Annotated in this window: 17 protein-coding genes; 7 read left to right on the top strand and 10 right to left on the bottom strand. The window is 36.4% G+C overall.

The genetic code is table 11. The annotated features are described in order from the left end of the window. Positions 1 to 56: 56 nt before the first annotated feature. The 7 genes from ACYVFA_RS08720 to ACYVFA_RS08690 all read right to left on the bottom strand — a co-directional run bounded on the left by ACYVFA_RS08720 (position 57) and on the right by ACYVFA_RS08690 (position 10,012). Entirely contained in the window at positions 57 to 3,356 is a 3,300-nt protein-coding gene (locus tag ACYVFA_RS08720) for a S8 family serine peptidase (protein ID WP_460471434.1), read from the bottom strand. A 243-nt stretch (positions 3,357 to 3,599) separates the two neighbouring features. Further along, a complete protein-coding gene (locus ACYVFA_RS08715) occupies positions 3,600 to 4,088 on the bottom strand; it encodes a hypothetical protein (RefSeq protein WP_460471433.1) in 489 nt (162 codons plus the stop codon). Between the two features lie 244 nt (positions 4,089 to 4,332). Beyond that, positions 4,333 to 5,253, bottom strand: a complete 921-nt coding sequence (locus ACYVFA_RS08710; RefSeq protein ID WP_460471432.1) for a DUF6607 family protein — start codon at positions 5,251 to 5,253, stop codon at positions 4,333 to 4,335. A gap of 133 nt (positions 5,254 to 5,386) precedes the next feature. Then, positions 5,387 to 5,602, bottom strand: a complete 216-nt coding sequence (locus ACYVFA_RS08705) for a hypothetical protein (RefSeq protein ID WP_379790681.1) — start codon at positions 5,600 to 5,602, stop codon at positions 5,387 to 5,389. A gap of 123 nt (positions 5,603 to 5,725) precedes the next feature. Further along, entirely contained in the window at positions 5,726 to 6,430 is a 705-nt protein-coding gene (locus tag ACYVFA_RS08700; RefSeq protein ID WP_460471431.1) for a DUF4198 domain-containing protein, read from the bottom strand. A gap of 64 nt (positions 6,431 to 6,494) precedes the next feature. After that, positions 6,495 to 7,664, bottom strand: a complete 1,170-nt coding sequence (locus ACYVFA_RS08695; protein WP_460471430.1) for a PepSY-associated TM helix domain-containing protein — start codon at positions 7,662 to 7,664, stop codon at positions 6,495 to 6,497. A gap of 5 nt (positions 7,665 to 7,669) precedes the next feature. Next, positions 7,670 to 10,012, bottom strand: coding sequence for a TonB-dependent siderophore receptor (locus ACYVFA_RS08690; protein WP_460471429.1), 2,343 nt, complete (start codon positions 10,010 to 10,012; stop codon positions 7,670 to 7,672). Between the two features lie 227 nt (positions 10,013 to 10,239). On the opposite strand from ACYVFA_RS08690, the gene ACYVFA_RS08685 reads away from it, so the two are divergent. The 4 genes from ACYVFA_RS08685 to ACYVFA_RS08670 all read left to right on the top strand — a co-directional run bounded on the left by ACYVFA_RS08685 (position 10,240) and on the right by ACYVFA_RS08670 (position 13,156). Further along, positions 10,240 to 10,707 (top strand): Fur family transcriptional regulator, encoded by a 468-nt coding sequence (locus tag ACYVFA_RS08685; protein WP_460471428.1) that lies wholly within the window; start codon positions 10,240 to 10,242, stop codon positions 10,705 to 10,707. 150 nt (positions 10,708 to 10,857) lie between these two features. After that, positions 10,858 to 11,058: a hypothetical protein gene (locus ACYVFA_RS08680; protein WP_460471427.1), complete on the top strand. Its 201-nt coding sequence runs from the start codon at positions 10,858 to 10,860 to the stop codon at positions 11,056 to 11,058. Continuing rightward, positions 11,051 to 11,377 carry a DUF6686 family protein gene (locus tag ACYVFA_RS08675; protein WP_460471426.1) on the top strand — a complete coding sequence of 109 codons (327 nt, stop codon included), beginning with the start codon at positions 11,051 to 11,053 and terminating at the stop codon, positions 11,375 to 11,377. Before ACYVFA_RS08680 ends, ACYVFA_RS08675 begins: the two co-directional genes overlap by 8 nt. A 258-nt stretch (positions 11,378 to 11,635) precedes the next feature. Further along, the gene (locus tag ACYVFA_RS08670) at positions 11,636 to 13,156 is read left to right on the top strand and encodes a 3-coathanger stack domain-containing protein (RefSeq protein ID WP_460471425.1); all 1,521 of its coding nucleotides are present in this window, start codon (positions 11,636 to 11,638) and stop codon (positions 13,154 to 13,156) included. A gap of 65 nt (positions 13,157 to 13,221) precedes the next feature. Here ACYVFA_RS08670 and ACYVFA_RS08665 read toward each other — a convergent pair whose 3' ends face one another. Both ACYVFA_RS08665 and ACYVFA_RS08660 read right to left on the bottom strand, forming a co-directional pair. Beyond that, positions 13,222 to 13,779 (bottom strand): 50S ribosomal protein L25/general stress protein Ctc, encoded by a 558-nt coding sequence (locus ACYVFA_RS08665; RefSeq protein WP_460471424.1) that lies wholly within the window; start codon positions 13,777 to 13,779, stop codon positions 13,222 to 13,224. A 46-nt stretch (positions 13,780 to 13,825) separates the two neighbouring features. Beyond that, positions 13,826 to 14,776, bottom strand: coding sequence for a ribose-phosphate pyrophosphokinase (locus ACYVFA_RS08660; RefSeq protein WP_460471423.1), 951 nt, complete (start codon positions 14,774 to 14,776; stop codon positions 13,826 to 13,828). A gap of 151 nt (positions 14,777 to 14,927) precedes the next feature. Between ACYVFA_RS08660 and ACYVFA_RS08655 the strand changes: the two genes are divergently transcribed. From ACYVFA_RS08655 to ACYVFA_RS08645, 3 genes are all read left to right on the top strand, one after another. After that, positions 14,928 to 15,305, top strand: a complete 378-nt coding sequence (locus tag ACYVFA_RS08655) for a hypothetical protein (RefSeq protein WP_460471422.1) — start codon at positions 14,928 to 14,930, stop codon at positions 15,303 to 15,305. Positions 15,306 to 15,449: 144 nt separating this feature from the next. Further along, positions 15,450 to 16,040 (top strand): RNA polymerase sigma factor, encoded by a 591-nt coding sequence (locus ACYVFA_RS08650; RefSeq protein ID WP_460471421.1) that lies wholly within the window; start codon positions 15,450 to 15,452, stop codon positions 16,038 to 16,040. 2 nt (positions 16,041 to 16,042) lie between these two features. Beyond that, positions 16,043 to 17,242, top strand: a complete 1,200-nt coding sequence (locus tag ACYVFA_RS08645; protein ID WP_460471420.1) for a hypothetical protein — start codon at positions 16,043 to 16,045, stop codon at positions 17,240 to 17,242. Here the strand turns inward: ACYVFA_RS08645 and ACYVFA_RS08640 are convergent. Further along, a complete protein-coding gene (locus tag ACYVFA_RS08640; RefSeq protein WP_460471419.1) occupies positions 17,220 to 17,927 on the bottom strand; it encodes a pirin family protein in 708 nt (235 codons plus the stop codon). The genes ACYVFA_RS08645 and ACYVFA_RS08640 overlap by 23 nt on opposite strands. Positions 17,928 to 17,929: the final 2 nt, after the last annotated feature.

Genomic DNA, 17,929 nt, shown 5'->3' with positions numbered 1-17,929 from the left:
TTCTTTTTATAGAAAAACTATTGAAAATTATTAATTAATTAAGTTTTTTTTGTACTTTATTCCTCTTCATTACTGCAAGTATTTTCAATATTGGCTACAAAAGTGCTATTGCCGTTAACCGAAAATCCAGGAAGGAATAAAATGGAGTTGTCAGCTTTAATTGTAGTTGCAGACGGTGAATCCACTACATTGATAGCAGAGACATTTTTGCCGACAAAAGTCTGTAAGCCTTTTTGGGGAATACTATTACTTATCATTACATCGGCTGGTTTGATAAAAATACTTTGGTCTTTATACGGTGTCCAGCAACCTGATGATTGTTCTTTACACCTTACAGAATAAGTATTGGTTGCGGTTGGGCTAGTAATAATGCCTATTCCAGTTTCGTTATTCGACCATTGGAACGTACCATTGCAATCAGCTCCTAATAAAATAATACTTGTCCCGCTACAAATTGTGATTGGGTCAATCAGTGGCGCCCTGTCTGAAATAATCTTTGAATTATTCCCATTTTGAATAGTTGTTGGATTTATACTACTCAAGTTTGCATTTTGTAACAAAGGGCTTATCTCGGTAGATTGTGCCGAACTAATGGTATAGGCCATAATAGAAGGAGGAGTAGTATTTGCCGGAACAATATTGAGCGTAACAGAATATCTATCGCTCGGACATACACCCGAACATTGGTTTTGCACATAATAAGTATAGGTGCCCAATAAAGTCTCATTCGGAACATACTCATTGCCTGAAGCTATTAAAGTGCCTCCATAATAAGAGGACCACCAGGTAAAAGTATTTGGTAGATTCACATTATCTACCTGAATATCAATGCTAAATCCAGAAACACATAATGGATCACCACTTGAATTATCATTAGGGAGCAAAGCCCATGTTCCATTAGCTAATTGACCATTTAATGCAGATAAAGCTTGATTTGGCGCAAATGAACCCGAAGTTGGGGCAGATTGGGCTGATATAGCAGGTTTTCCATCTTCAAAAGTAAGCGTTATTTGTCCGTTATATACATAATAATTATAAGTACCACTTGCCAAAAGCGTAACAATAGTACCATTCGGTGATTGTAATTTGAAAGATATTTCATCTGTGTAGGGCAAACTTCCCAAATGCGGTGAGCCACAATCATTTAAGCCTCCTTGGTCTTTTTTATCGAAAACAATGGTAACCCTTACTTTGCCTACAACCTTTGTACCCAAATCATTTACTGTAATGGCGGGATTATTACCCGTTTGTTCATTACCATCATAACCAATTACAGGTCCCGAATAAGCATAAGTATTAGTGATTGAACCAACACACGTACTCGCACTAACTTGTAGCCCATTTCCAATTTTCAGACTCAAACCCTCACAGATTTCTTTATTAGTTACCATCGGAGCTGACGCGCGTTGCGTAGTCATACTCACAACCAATTTATTCGATTTTACCAGACATTGCCCCAATTTTTGTTCCACCACATACTCTCCTGCATCGGATACCTCGTAGGTTAAGCTGGTAGCTCCATTAATAATCTGATTATCCTTTAACCATTGATAGGAAGTATTATTAACCGCATTCACAGATAGCCGGGTGGTTTGTCCGATACAAAGAATAGTTGAATTATCAGAAGTAATAGTCGGATTAAGGGTGATAAAAGAAAGGCTTACTGCAGGCGAATTGGTTGTACAGCCATTTCCGGTTAAAGCAACTGTATAATTACCATTTTGCTTGGCATAAAACTGATAAGCATTAATTCCAATATTATTGCTATCCTTTTTCCATTGATAATTTACCCCTTCTAAATTTGGCGCAGTCAGCAGAATTGAATCTCCGACGCAAGCCATCTTAAGACCCACATTAATTGCAACAGTGGCTGGAACAACACTTACTTTTACCGAAGAGGCGGCAATGCCGCAGGTATTTTTGCTAATAACAACCGTGTATTGTCCAGTTTCGGAGGCCGTAAAAGTAGATTGATTCGTGCCCACATTCACTCCGTTCTTTTTCCATTGATAAGTGGCTCCGTTAATCGTATTGCAAACCAATTGAATTGTTCCACCTGGACATAGAACACTTGTAGCAGCTGGAGTAATAACAGGCTGAATATTATCTTCCATGCAGGAAATAGCTTTTAATACATTTATTCTGCCACTCCCTAGTAAACCGATATAATTGGGATTTTGGGCGTCAATATTATCACAGGTACTTTTAATCAGATTCTCTAATTCTGATTGATTAAGGTGAGGTTTTACCGACCATACATAGGCAAATACACTACTTACAATAGGCGCTGCCATAGATGTTCCACTCCAATAATCATATTTATTGGTTGGCACCGTACTGTAAATCCCACTACCGGGGGCTACCAGATCGACTGTTGTCCCATAATTAGAGAAATAGCTTTTTTCATCAAGAGAAGTTACACTACCAACCGAAACCACATGATTATAAGACGCAGGATAATAAGTCGTATTTTGCCCATTATTACCCGATGCCGCAACAATCATTACCCCCGAAGCGTATGCATTATTAATAACCGTTTGATTGGTTTGTGAATAACCACCTCCACCCCATGAAATATTAATGATATTAGCTCCATGAGAAACCGCCCAGGAAATACCTTCAAAACCATGATACACATTCTCTGGAGAAGCATTATTGGGCGTGGCTTTTATGGGTAGAATTTTAACTCTGTTGAACCCAACAGAGGCTATGCCAATACCATTATTAGTAACAGCACCCACCAGACCAGCTACATGAGTTCCATGAAAGAAAGTTGAATCTGGAGGAGAAGGGTCATTATCGTTATCTGATATATCAGTTCCGGCTAACATATTTCCGGCCAAATCCACATGATTTACCTGAATGGCATTATCTATTACAGCCACAACAATGTCAACTCCACCCAGTGATATATTCCATGCTTCATAAGTCTTAATTTTATCGAGATAATACTGATTATTACTTTTTGCATCATTAGAAACAGAAATAATCTGGTTATAAGGCACAGGCTCAACATATTCTACACTATTCTCTTTCGCAATTTCTTTAATATACTGATGGATTAGTTTTGGGTTTCCGATTTTTACCCGATAAACTCTTTGCAAATCAGTTGAATTGGAGAAATAAAAGCTGCGTTTAGCCTCAAGAGTATTAGAAATATGATTGGCTTTGGATAAAAAAGGCAGTTCAGCAACCATATTTACGGCGCCGTTTGGAAGATTCAGATTAATTTTTGGGAATTCTTTTAGCTTGATATAGACCTCTCCGTCTATATAATCTTTCTGAATTGTTTGGGCTAAAATAAAATTTCCTGACAAAATTAGTATACTTGAAAACAACAATAATTTTGTTCTCATGCAATAGTATTTTAAATGAGTTTCTAATAGTTGTTATGATGGATAGGTCAGGAAAGCTTAATTGTGTTGGTTAGATATTAGCATTATTCATGCCATAATTGAAGAGAAAATAGAATTAAAATTATTGAAAACGAAAGTCACAAGCGTAGAAATACGTATTTTTTTTATTGATCGGCAGAATGTATAAGATATTTATTTAATGAATATCTTATACATTCCTGTGAAAGGACTTAATGGTATTGGTTAAATCTGATTATATTGTTCGATAAATGCCCTTGCAAAATCAAATCTTAAATTTTTATCCTCTAAAGTTGAATGATAATCTGAATTTAATTTTAATTCTTCATTTTCTGGATTAAATGAAATCAAGTAATGCAAATCATGTATTACCTCATCTTTTCTTGAGGTTCCAGGAATGTGGTCATGGAGAATAATCCGCGTAAGAACAAGGTAGCTAAGGTCTGAAATCTTTAAGATTTTTAATATACTTAATCCGTCCATTTGTCTTTTAACTCCAACCAAAATTGTATCAATCCTGTCAAGCTTATTTGTATTTGTCCGTTGTTTTCCACTTAAAGAAGTCAACTCCTGAATATAGCTTTCCAGATGTTCTGGATCATTTTCAAGCCCTTCTATAAATTTTTTACCTTGAAGTTTATGATTGGTATTTGTTATAAACCTGATTATTCCAAATAGTGCAAGAACAACTACTAAAATTAATTTGACAGCCATAAATGTTTTTTATTTAATTATTTGAGTTTGACTTATATTATTGGCGATTACGCCCTTTCTGTTCTACAATTATAGTTGTTTTTCAGTGCAAAAAAATAATTTACAAAACCAGATTAATCGCTTCGAATAAGTTGAGTCACTTTTTAAAGGAAAATAGTGAATGCCTTATGTTTTGTTTAATAAAAAAACCTCCCATGATATTCACGAGAGGTTTCTGACCGTCAGATAAATCAGGATTGAATGATTAGTTCTTTCCTATTACTTCATCATTGTATACTACAAATTGATTTAATACTTCCTTGATTTTTTTACGATTAGTCGCTGAATCGTTTTTCTCTTTTTCTATAGCTGAGAAATGCTCGCTCAACATTTTACTTCTCACAAATTGTTTGATAGTAACGTTTTTGTGTTGGTCAAAAACTAATGCCCATTCAGCACGCACATCTGCCCAGAAAGGCGCGTGTTCTGCCCACCATTTTTTGGTTACTTCACAATCTTTTTCGCTGCTCAGTTTTTTATAATCGTTGATACCTTTCTCTTGTACAATTAATAAATCAGTGCCATCTTTTCTTAAGATTTTGTCGTTATCTTGTTCGTGCAAATAACCTGCGTCTGTTACATAGATTCTGTTACCACGTTTCAATACGTTATAATCTTTTCTTTTAGTATACTCACGACGTGGAAGCGGAGCATCTACTTTGCTTTCCCAAAGGTGTTTACCGTTTGCATGTGACCATTGCGCAAAACCTTCATAACGAGGGGCATCGTCTACTTCATATACTTTTTGTGTCCATCCTTTTTTAACAGAGCCTTTTTCAAATTGGCTATATTTCCAAACACCTTCTTTGTAGAAGCTTAACAAATTCGGATCTTCATAAGTCCAGTCTTCACGCCAGTGTTTCACTACCATTGTATCGCCTATAGCCAATAAGTGTTGAATAACAATTTTGTCTTTTGACTCTTCTACTACAAATACATACTCAGTTCCTTTCGCATGGTATTGGTCTTTTAGTTTGTATTCTTTGTTTGGAGTAAAGGTTTCTGCATAATCAAACTTTACTTCATGACAACCACATTGCCCTTTAATAGCTGCAATATCGGCCGATTTCTGAGCAAAGGCACCATAGCTTAAACTCGCCAATAATAAGATAACTGTTTTTTTCATTATTAATTAATTTTAGATATTGATTTGGATATATTTAGTGATTGGGCGATTTAGTGATTGAGTGAATAATTATCAGAAAACATACTTTGATTTCCCTTTTAATAATTACTCGTTCACTAAATCACTAATTCACTCAATTTCTATAGTTGCATTTTTTAAAACAAACACATTTAAACCCGGCTTTACGCACGGCACATTCAATTTCATCTTCTTTTACCGAATCGTAATCAATGGTTAATATATGATTCGCTCCGAAATCAATTCTGAAAGAGGATATACCTACTTTTTTGAGTTCATCGCTCAGATTTTGCAATTGAGTAGGATTATTTATATCTGTGATGAATTTCATGGCTGTTGGAATAATTTAGTGATTGAATGAATGAGTGAGTAGTTGAATTATTTAACTCAGTTATTATCAGTTCATATTGTAAAATTTAACTTTAATCACCAAATCAATCACTCATTCACTCAATTATTTTACTTCTATAGTTGTCTCCGAGTGGTAGCGGATTGACTCATATGGTTTATCTTTATAAGTACCTGGTGTTTTATCAATCCATTCTGCTTCTATCAAATAAACGCCCTTGATATTCGGGGTAAATGATGCGCGACCTCTTTCGCTGGTTACTTTTACTTTCTCCCAACCATCCGGGCTGATAACTGTTAGTTTCACTTTATCTGCAGGTGCATTATTTTTGAAGGCATTGAGGTTAATACCATTATCAGATTCAGACGCAATAATATCTAGATAATTGTTTGGTTTGGTCGCAGCTGTGGCTTTCCCAACTGTATAGTTGGTGCGTAGGTATTGCATAGGTCTTACGATACCCAAATTGTGTTTTACCCAATCCTGCACCTCTCTTGTTTCATTGATACCCATCACCTGATAGTTGCCTTCAGTTTTTGGTGTGAAAGTTCCCTCCCAATGTGTTTCTGTTTGAACTGTTGGCACATCAATACGATTACCTGCCTCATCAATCACAAAGAGTTTTATTTCATTCATTTTGTCTAATGACTTGCCCTTCATTCTTCCTTGATTCAGGTATTCTCCATAGAAAATCTGAATTTTTGCTGGTTCTCCAACTTTACCCGAGCCTTTCACTTCCAGCCAGTATCCATGTGCCTGTGATAAAAAAGGCGTTAGCAGCAAGGCAAATACCATAATTTTATTTTTCATAAAGTTTATTTTTAAAAGTTTAAATATGATTGTGAATTAGCTTAGTGGAAACCTATATATTGGATCAGGAATATTTAGGTTTTAAAACTTGCGATTTTGAGATAGCAGATTTACCTACCACTTTAGCAGCTTTCTTTCTTCTCCCCCACCAGATGTATACGCCCGTAACAGGCAGACTGGCAGCAATCAGACTGGCACAAAAAGCAAGTATTTTACCTGCCAGGCCAAATACAGCCCCCACATGTATATCATAATTCATACGCATGATTTTATCGGCAGTTGAAATATCTTTCAAGCGACCATAAGGGTGTAAAACGGATACTTCCTTGAGTGTATATTGATCGAAATAACGGTAATCATGTTTCCAATAAACATCTGCATCTGTGGTAGTAGCAGTAACGATGGTTGATTTAGCCGTTTCAGGTGGGTGAACTTCGATGGTTTGTGCGCCTGGAGTTTCCACAATCATCTTCCTCCAGATTTTGTCAATGGCAGGCTCTGTTGTATTACTAACAAGTGCCTTACCTGATTCCGGCTCATAATATTCTTTAGTTTGTTTACCACCGGAGAGTGCATAATAATAGGCATTGGAAAACCATTGAAAACCCCACACAAGACCTGTGACGGCGAGAATAATAACAACCCATGTAGCATAGAAGCCTAATACGTTGTGCAAATCATAATTAACACGGCGCCACTTGGCATTCCATTTAATAGAGAACCTTTGTTTAGTGGCCGATTTATTTTTAGGCCACCACAAAATCATTCCACTTATCATAAGCACAACAAAAATTAAAGTTGCAGAAGCTACCACCGGTTGCCCGATTGAGTCTGGAAGCCATAAGTAGAAATGTCCATCAAGAATAAAGTGAAAGAAATCTTGATCCATATTCTTGGTTTTCAATACTTCTCCAGTATATGGATTAATATAAACCAGGTAATAATAGGTTGGTTCGAAATGAAAAATAGTTGCTATGGCAGCTCTACCAGGGCGCTCATAAGTGATACTGTGAATATTTTTATTGGGTACTGCTTTCTCAACAAGGGCTTTCAATGTTGAGGGTGGTAACATAGGTTTGTTCTCAACATTAACATAGCGATAAGATTGTGTCAGGTCTTGAATTTCGGATTGAAAGGCATATATACACCCAGTAATACTAATAATGAATACTACTAGCCCGGACGCAAGTCCGAGCCAGAGGTGTATTTTACCAATTGCTTTTTTAAAAGTCATTCCTCTTAAAATTTGTAATTAACTGATAGTCGTAAATTCCTTTTTGCTTCTGTCTGATAGTAGAAGAACTGAGTATACTCATAATATCCACCCATGTACAGGTAGGCATTTGTCAGGTTATTGACATTAAGTGCAACTGCAAATTTGTTTGCCTGATACGAAATAGCACCATCCATTTTAAAATAGTTTGGCAAGCCTTGTTTCGAGCCATCAAACACATACCACGACGAACGTCCGGCCTGATACTGTCCTCCTAATGAGATACCAAACCCTTGTAGAACACCATTGGTGGCCTTATAGCTCAACCACGCATTGGCAACATTTTTAGAAGTTCCTGGTATCTGTACACCTACTTTTTTCTCGTCAGTATCTTTAGTTACTTTACCATCAGTATAGGCATAATTCAATGTCAAGTCTAATCCATGAACAATTTGTCCGCGAAGGTCAAATTCAATCCCTCTTACTTGGGTTTGTCCTAACTGAATCGAGAAGAATTGATTATTAGGATCAGAAGTCAATACATTATTTTTAGTGATATTATATGCAGAGATTGACGATGACCATAAACCACCTAACCACTCACGTTTGATACCAATTTCTTTATTATCCCCTGTAATTGGGTCGAAGGCTTTTCCTTTGGCATCAGCGCCAGCCTGTGGCACAAACGCCTGGTCGAATACGGCATATACACTTGTATTTTTGTTGATTGAGTAGCTCAAACCTACCCGTGGTGTAAATTTCTCAGCAGATACAAAACCTGAATAAGGGTCATTGTTTTGTGCTTTAGTGAAACGTCCCGCAAGAGTCAATCTTAATTTATCCTGTAAGAAACGTAATTCATCCTGTGCATAGATAGCGGCATAGCTTTGTGAATAATATACTCCTCTTTGACGTAAGCTTAAACTACGGTCATATTTAGGGTAAGAGGAAACCGGGACCGTACCATAAACAGGATTATAGATGTTAAAGCCATTAGGGCCAGAGAATCCGCCACCCTGATTCCAGTCATGGTAGAAATCTTTTTGCCCCATATCTAAACCTGCTAAAATGCGATGGTTTACGAAACCTGTTTTGGCATCACCGTTCACAAAGAACTGACCTACTTTGGTAATACCCATTACATCCCATATAGATGCCCCTCTATAAAGCGTATCTCCATTGGCTGAAAAGCCTGAGGGCCATAAAGACTGACCTTGTTGGCTATATTTCATATATGCCAACTGTCCTGTTAATTTCCAGTTGCTATTAAGACTATGAGCCAATGTAAGGAAGAATGTATTATCGTTTATATTAGTTGGATCCATATTAGGCTCAGCCGTAGTAAAGTTTACAGGCAAATCTCCCATACCTTTTTTAGAGAAGGCATAATTCGAACCAATCACTGACATCTGGTTGAACTGATACGTATATTCAGCAGTCAATGAAGTACTTGGAGTAAATTGGAATTTTACAACCGGTGCAACCGAAATACGGTTATTAAACTCATAATCTCTATGGGAGCCTTTAGTTTGTCCCATCAGATTCAGACGGTATAATATTTTACTATCCTTGGATAATTTACCATCAAAATCCAACGTTGAGCGATAAGTATTAAAGCTACCAACGGTCATAGTTGCTTCTCCTTTAGTGATACCCGTAGGTTTTTTAGTCACGATATTGTAAAAACCACTTGGTTCGCCATTAGCCAGCATAAATCCAGCAGGGCCTTTTACAAACTCAATCCGCTCTACCATACTCATATCTTCAACCAATGGTCCCCAGGTAGACTGCACATTCATGCCGTTTCTGAAACCTGCAATCTGTGAACCTCTCATGTTAATTTGCGCATAGATATCCCAGTGCTCAACTCGGGTTGCACCACTTACATTACGTGTTACCCCTTCCAGCATATCAAAAATCTGTTGGTCTTGAATTACCTGTTTAGTAATTACCTGAATATTTTGTGGAACCTCTAAAAGTGGTGTTTTTAGTCGAAGAGAGATAGACGGGTAGTCAGTTACATATTTACTTGGGTTAGCCACGACTGCTACTTCCTGTAGTTGGTTGGCCGAAATTTCCATTTCAAAATCAAGCGTAACAGTTTCATCTGCTTTAATACTGAATTTTTTATTTTCGGCTTTTAATCCTACAAAACTTGCTTGAGCTGTATACTCTCCTGGTTTCAGATTATTAATCTGGTAATTTCCTTCAGTATCAGCAGTTACTCCTTTATTCGCTCCTTTGATAATAACATTTACAAATTCGGCAGGTTTGCCATCATTAGTTATAATCTTTCCTTTTAGGGTTCCGTTTTGAGCGAAAACCCATCCGCTACATATCAATAATAGTACTGTAAAAAATGACTTCATTCTTTTAGGTGTTTGTTTACTCATCATTCAAAAAATTTTCAGTGGTTAAATGTTGCTGCAAATGTATACCTTATTTAGACTAATTAAAAATAAAATAGTAAAATTATTTGGATTAATTCTAAATAAGATTTTACCTTTGTATCACGCTGCTAGAGAAAAGTAGTTTAACAGCCAGAACAAAGTACTTATACACCCACCTGAAGCGGTGATTTTGGAAAGAAACTATAATGAAAGATATACATTACGAGAAAGCAGTGGCTAAGTTTCTGATTTTCTTAGAAGAAAAAGGACTAAGAAAAACCACAGAACGCATGATGATGCTGGAAGAAATTTATTCTCGCCACGACCATTTTGATGCAGAAGACCTCTACAAAACTATGGTTGATAAAAAACAATACGTGAGTAGGGCAACAATTTATAATAACCTGGAAGTTTTGCTTGAATGTGGCCTGATCAGAAAAAATCAGTTTGGTAATAATGTAACCAAGTATGAAAAAGCAGCCAATTTCCGTCAACATGACCACCTGATCTGTTTAGACTGCCAGCAGGTAAAAGAGTTTTGCGATCCACGTCTGCAACAGATTCAGAAAATGATAGGTGAAATGATGCAGTTTGAAATTACACAACATGATTTATTATTATATGGACACTGTGAGAAATTGGATTGTGAGCATAAGAAAGTATTGAGTAATTAAATGTCTTGAATTTTGATTAACCTGATTTTATGATTCATAGGATTACTTAAATGATATTTTGAATATCGATTCTAAGAATAAGGATAATGCAATAAAATCAGGTAAATCCTAAAAATAAAGTAAATCACAGTTCAAGACAAAAATAATCTCATGGAAAAATCACACAAAACAACAGACAGACAGTCATTTTTTAACCAAGCCGTGGACATTATTGACTATATGCATAATCAGCGGATTTTCTTAATAGGCAAGCCAATGTTGAGTCAATTCGACTATCTGATTTGCGGCTATGCTGAAGAAAAGTTTGGCGAATTTTTAAAAAAGAAAATTAACAACGATAAAAATGACTAATCACAATCTATTAATACTCGGTTCGTGCGCCTATGGATACATAGGTAAATGCCAGTGTTGTGAAAGATATAATCTGGTTTTTAATAATCAGTTATTCATTTTTTCGGAAGAAGATTTAAGACAATTCAGGAGAATGTTTAACGATGAAAGCACCATTTTTGAAGCCGGAGATTTATGTTGTAATGGCAGAACAATGGGTATGCGAACACCGATGAACAATTTTTATCTGATGTTTACCCCCAAAGAGCTAGAACATTTCAGAAATATGATTGATGATACTTTTGTCATGATCGAAGTCAATAAAGTACTACAATACTAAGAATCCACACAACAAAGATTTTATATTTAAGTCGTAAATAACTGTCGTAGTAAGCAATCTTGTCACCGTTTTGCGTGGCAAGATTTTTTTTGACCTAAATCTAAATATTCATTGGTAAAATAGTATCAGAAATAGCCACTCAATAAATAATATAGAATTAATCTAAATTATACTACTGTTACCTATAATTTTGGTTATCCTAAATTTACAGCCCAGTATTTTATTGAGCGCTCAATTAAAACACCAACTCTGCAAAGCATGAAGTCAAATCTACTCTACATCCTCCTTTTCCTAATCTATTTTTCATCCTCAGCTCAGCAACCAATCATCGATTGGCAAAAAACCTATGGTGGTAGCTTTTATGATAAGGCGGTTTCGGTGGTTGAAACCTATGACGGTGGATATTTTGTTGGCGGCCATTCCCAGTCAGATAATTTTGACCTAAGCAATCACTATGGCTTTTTTGATGGTTGGGTGATAAAATTGAATCAAAATGGAGAATTGCAATGGAAAAAATCTTTAGGTGGTAGCGGTGAAGATTATATTAATTCTGTGATTGAAACTAACGATCATAAATTCATCTGTGCTGGTCATACCAATTCTGTCAATTATGATATTACTGAAAATTACGGGCATAACGATTACTGGCTCCTTAAACTTACAGAAAATGGAACAATAGAATGGAAAAAAAGTATAGGCGGCACAAGTAATGAATATGCTTTTTCAATTTGTAAAGCTGATAATGATACTTATGTAGTGGCAGGTTATTCTGAGTCTAATGACAGCCTGATATTAGGGAATCATGGACAATTTGATGCACTATTATTAAAAATTGACGGAGCTGGTAATGTCTTGTGGCAAAAATCTTATGGTGGCACTAAAAGCGATCATGCACACAATATCATTAAGACCCGTGACGGTGGATTTGTTTTTGTTGGATATTCAAGTTCTGAAGATTTAGTAGGGGTTACTAATAAAGGAGGTTTAGATTTTTGGGTAGTCAAACTCAATAAAGAGGGAGAAATACAATGGCAAAATACATTTGGTGGTACATTAGATGAGTATGCCAAATCGGTGATCCAATGTTCAGACGGTAGTTTTGTGATTGCAGGTGAAACTTATTCGCATGACTTAGATGCGGCTGAAAACCATGCTGATTTTGATAACCCTGATAATAGAGACTATTTGCTGGTAAAAATAGATAGCCTTGGTCAAAAAATATGGAGCAGATGCTACGGAGGTGTAAAAAATGAATATGCCCGATCGATCCTTCAAATGGTAGATGGGGAATATTTAGTAGTTGGGGAATCTTATTCTGCCAATGGCGATGGCGACCCGGTAGGCAATCATGGCAGCGCTGATTTTTGGGTACTTAAACTCAATCCGATAAATGGAGATATACGCTGGCAAAAAACCTACGGCGGTAGTGGGCATGACGAGCCCAATTGTATGGTAAGTACTTTTGATAATGGTTACCTGATAGCTGGGAATACCGCCTCTAACAGTGATGGAGACGTAACAGGCTGGCGTGGTGATGATGATTTCTGGATTTTGAAACTTAAAAACAATGAATGCCAATCTGTAATGAATCTGACAAAAAATATTCCGAGTGGTAATTACGATTATTCTGCCTCTGAGAGTATTAATTTTAATGGACAGATTATGAGCAATACATCTTTGATAAAAATGCACGCCAATAAAAGTATTATCTTATCTAATGGTTTTCAGACACAAGTTGGAGCTACGTTTGTGGCAGATATGAGTGGTTGTAGCAATTAATCAAAAAAGATAGCGGGATGTTACCAACCCGCTATCGTATCTATTAGCAAGAAATTTCAATGCGATTATTGACGCAAAGAACGTGGAATTGAAATAAACGCTACCGGATTGCTAGCAGAGTCAAGGATTTTTACACCTTCGATTTCTGTAATAGCAGCAACTTTAATAGATTTACCTAGATCCAAATCTTTGATATCAACGTTTATGTAATCTGGGATGTTCTTAGCAGGACCTTGCAAACGTAGTTTTTGCATTTTCTGTACTAATTTACCCCCTTTCTTTTGGCCTTCTGACGGACCGTGCAATTTAATCGGAACCGCTACTTTGATAACTTTTTCCGGAGTGATTTCCAAGAAATCAGCATGAATAATCTGGTCATTTACAGGGTGATATTGTGAATCCTGTAAAATACCTGTATAAACTTTACCTTCAATATTGATAGTTACTTCGTAAACATCAGGAGTGAAAAGCAAATCACGGAATAAATAAGCCGGAGCGTAGAACGATACCTGATCTGTACCACCATATAATACACACGGAACCATTCCCTGCCCACGTAATTCCTGTGAAGCCTGGCGTCCGAGATTCGCTCTGTTATACCCTACAATCTCAGTTTTTTTCATTTTTTTAAAATTTAATTAATGAATTTAAGTTCTCAATAAAATCTTATCAGAAACCTAAATTCTGTTGATAATTTATAAATAAAGTGCTAATAGATCCATTATCTCTGATTCTTCCAATAGCCTTGCCAAACAATTCGGCAACCGATAAAACCTTAATTTTAGGATTATCATATTTTAAAGGAATCGTATCAGTTACGATTAACTCTTCTAATACAGAATTAGAAATATTTTCGTGCGCTTTACCCGAAAGCACACCATGTGTACAGAATGCGCGTACTGATTTAGCCCCTTTCGAAAGAATTAAATCTGCAGCTTTACAGATAGTACCACCTGTATCAATCAGGTCATCAACAAGGATTACATCTGATCCTTCTACATCTCCGATCAATTGCATTGAAGCAATTTCGTTGGCTTTTTTGCGGTGTTTATCACAAATCACAATATCTGCATCAAAATAAGAAGCAAACTTGCGACAACGCGATACCCCACCAACGTCAGGAGAAGCAAACTTAAGATTCTGGAGGTTCTGGGTTTTTAAATAAGGTACGAAAACGGAAGTACCCTCTAAATGGTCAACCGGAATATCAAAGAAACCCTGAATCTGGCCAGCGTGTAGGTCCATTGTCATTACGCGGTCAGCACCTGCTGCTGTCAACATATTGGCAATTAACTTAGCCGTTATACCCACTCTTGGTTTGTCTTTTCTATCTTGTCTGGCATACCCGAAATAAGGGATAACCGCACAAACATAGTGAGCAGAGGCACGTCTTGCGGCGTCAATCATCATCAACAATTCCATGATATTATCACTTGGTGGAAAGGTTGACTGAACCAGAAAAACATCGCACCCTCTGACCGATTCATCAAAACTTACTGAAATTTCACTATCAGCAAAATGATTGATGCTTACACCGCCTAAGTCTTTGCCATAATAATCGGCTACTCGACTGGCTAAATACTTTGATGTAGTACCTGAAAAAATCTTAACTTCTGCCATTTTGTTTATGCCTCAAAAAAAGATGCGCAAAGGTACGCTTTTTGCGCAAAAAAACATATACCACTTTGGAATATTTTCGAGTTTTTGTATAGATTTGCATTATTCATGGATACTCGTATAATGTATCATGACATCTAAACGCCTTAAGCTGATGCAATTGTCGCTACTGGACGAAGTTCCTGAACTTAACAAAATTTTCTTTCTGGACGTTTTTGCCGAGTCGTATTATGACCCTGGTAAAAAACGTATGCGACTCAATACCATTAATGGTCAGCAAGTCCCCTGCGACATTAAGGTAAGTTGCCCTGCTAAATTAGTATCTAGTTATCCAGAAGGCACAATCTTTAAATTAGACGCACGGCTGGTGAGAAGAGGTGAAGGCAAGCACCCGTATTTTATCGCCATCAACCGCTCTCATTTACAAAGGGCTTTAGAGTTTTTTGATTATAATCTGAAAGTGCAGAATGGCTTTGATTATGTCTTTCCAAAAAAGAGCAGAAGCATAGCCCGACCGCAGGCTCGGTCATAATATATACTAGAATAATTATCTCTCTGAAAGTAAAATCAGCCTGATTCTACTAAATTTTAAGGAAAATAATTATTTTACACAGCGTTTTGACAGGTTATTTACGTCTTATTAAAAATAGTTTCACTATTCAATCGTAAATTTCCCGTGATAACTCAGACAGCAGAAATTTACTTAAAAACCTTAACCAGAAAAAAGCTATTGACCTCAAATAGTTTGATGGAGGTTGTCGCCGACTGCCAGAAAGGCAATGAAAAAGCCATGAAAATTTTTTATGAGCATTTTCACGGGTTTGCTTTATCCGCTTGTTTGAGCTATTGTGAAAACAGAGAAGACGCTTTGGAAATAATGAATGATGGTTTCTTAAAAGTTTTCAAAAATCTCAACAAAATAGATAATATTGAAAGTATCAAACCTTGGCTTCGGAGAATTATGATTAACGGAGCCATAGATCACTATAGAAAAAATATTCATAAACAATCAGCAGAATTAAACGAGAATATTGCTGAGTCAAATTATGGAGACGAGTCTGTTTATGCTAAGCTCTCCTCTGAAGATATTATGAAGGCTATCCAGAGTTTACCAACCAACTATCGGGTAGTTTTTAGTCTGTATGCTATTGAAGGATACTCTCACAAAGAAATTGCCGAGATGTTGAACATTGCAGAAAGTACTTCAAGAGCGAATCTGTCTTTAGCCAATGGCCTACTTCGTCAGAAATTAACAAAAAGATTGTAGTCATGTCAGAAGAAGAAAAATTCCATCGGATTATCAGGGAGAAATTGAATAATTTCCACCCCGAAAATTCTCCAGATGATTGGAAAAAAATGAAACGTAAAATTATGATTGATAATCTCTTACGTTTCTCTATTCCAAGTGTTGTTGTTTTAATAGTCGGGCTAAGTTATTACTGGTTTACAAGCGATGACCCTCAGCCAACCAGACAAGAAATTATTGCACAGAAAACACCTACCGCCGAAATTAAACCTAAACAAGAAGAACCTATTGATAAGACGTATACTAAAATAGAATTACCTAAAGAAAAAAAATCAAATCCAATTCCAGCAACTGCCAAGGCTCCATTATCTACCGATCAAGCCAGAGAAACTGAAAATACTGAATCTGAACCATTAACAAATCTGAAAGTCAGTAAGCTGACATCAAGAAAAATTGCTGCCCCTACCGAAAAGCACGCTGAATTGGTAGACAAAGAAATCCGTTTTCTTAATGCGTCCTCGGTTTCGATGAGTGATAAAATTATGAAAGTAAGGGAATTAGGAAAAACCTACGAATTGACTTCATATGAAGCACTTGACAGAAATGTAGATAAATGGAAAAATGTAGTATTGGTTTGTGATATGACCTCCAGTATGTTTCCGTATACTACCCAGGTGTTTGACTGGATGATGGAAAATGTTGATAATAATAGTATTAAAGGGATTATTTTCTTTACTGATTGCGATAGTCTGGGCAATGAAACAAGAGGCCGATTGCCGGGCAAGATGTTTATGGTAAAGAAAAAAGATGAATTACTATTGTGGGATACAATGTTCGCTGCTATAAATAATACCGAAAACAATAAAGACAAATCGGAGAATAATATTGAGGCATTACTTTTTGCACAAAAGAACTTTCCGGAAGTTGATGAAATTGTGATGATAGCCGATAATAGCAGTGGTGTGAAGGATATGAAAAATCTTTCTAAACTAAAAAAGAAAACACATATCATCCTTTGCGGAGAAACGTATGAGAAAAACCTGGCCTTCCAATCAGACTATGTACAGATTGCTAAAAAGACTGATGGAAGTATTCATACTTTAGAGGACGATATACTAAATCCTGCCAATATCAAAGAAATGACAGTGATTAGAGTGGGGCGAATCTATTTCAGATTCCAGAAAGGGAAGTTCTATACCACTAAAATGAGTTTCCGTCCTTAATTTCCACTTCTGTTATCAGAATAATGGCATCATTTGAGAGTGCTTCAAATTCTATTTGTAACTCTTCGTCATCCTCATTCCATAAGGCGATACTATCTCTCGTTTCAAGCAATCGGTTCTGAAACTCAAACGCACCTTCAATCACAAAGCCGAAAATACCTTTATTACCTTTAATGGTTAATACCTCCTCTTCCCTACCCGAATATTTGCCTATATAACAATCACCCCCGATAGCTTGTAATTGGTTTTTATGAGTGTCAATATCAAAAGTTATTTGCCCATTTCTTAAGTTCTCGTTGACAGAATCACCTTCAAGCCAGATTTGTAGAAAATTAACCAGTTGATCTTTAAACGGGTTTACAATCTGATAATAGTCATCTTTATTCAGTCTTAAACTATATGCCTGGCCAGCATCCACAAAAACCTTATTATCATGATTTTCTATGATTTCCAGACAACCTACTACCGGAATAATAATTATCAGTAATGCTCTATCCACATTTGTAATAATGGCATTTCCTGGCGCCAAAGTATCATCATTACACGCAATCAGATTGCCAAAAGGCTTACGGGTTTCATCAAAATAATCAGCATGATTAAAAGTATGGAAGCTTCTGAAAGTTTTTCGGTTAGTAATACCTCTATTATTGGCCAGATAAATCTGCCCTTCGGTTTGAGTAAGCATGG

Source organism: Emticicia fontis (assembly GCF_054779675.1).
This window is presented reverse-complemented; position numbering and strand designations above follow the sequence as displayed.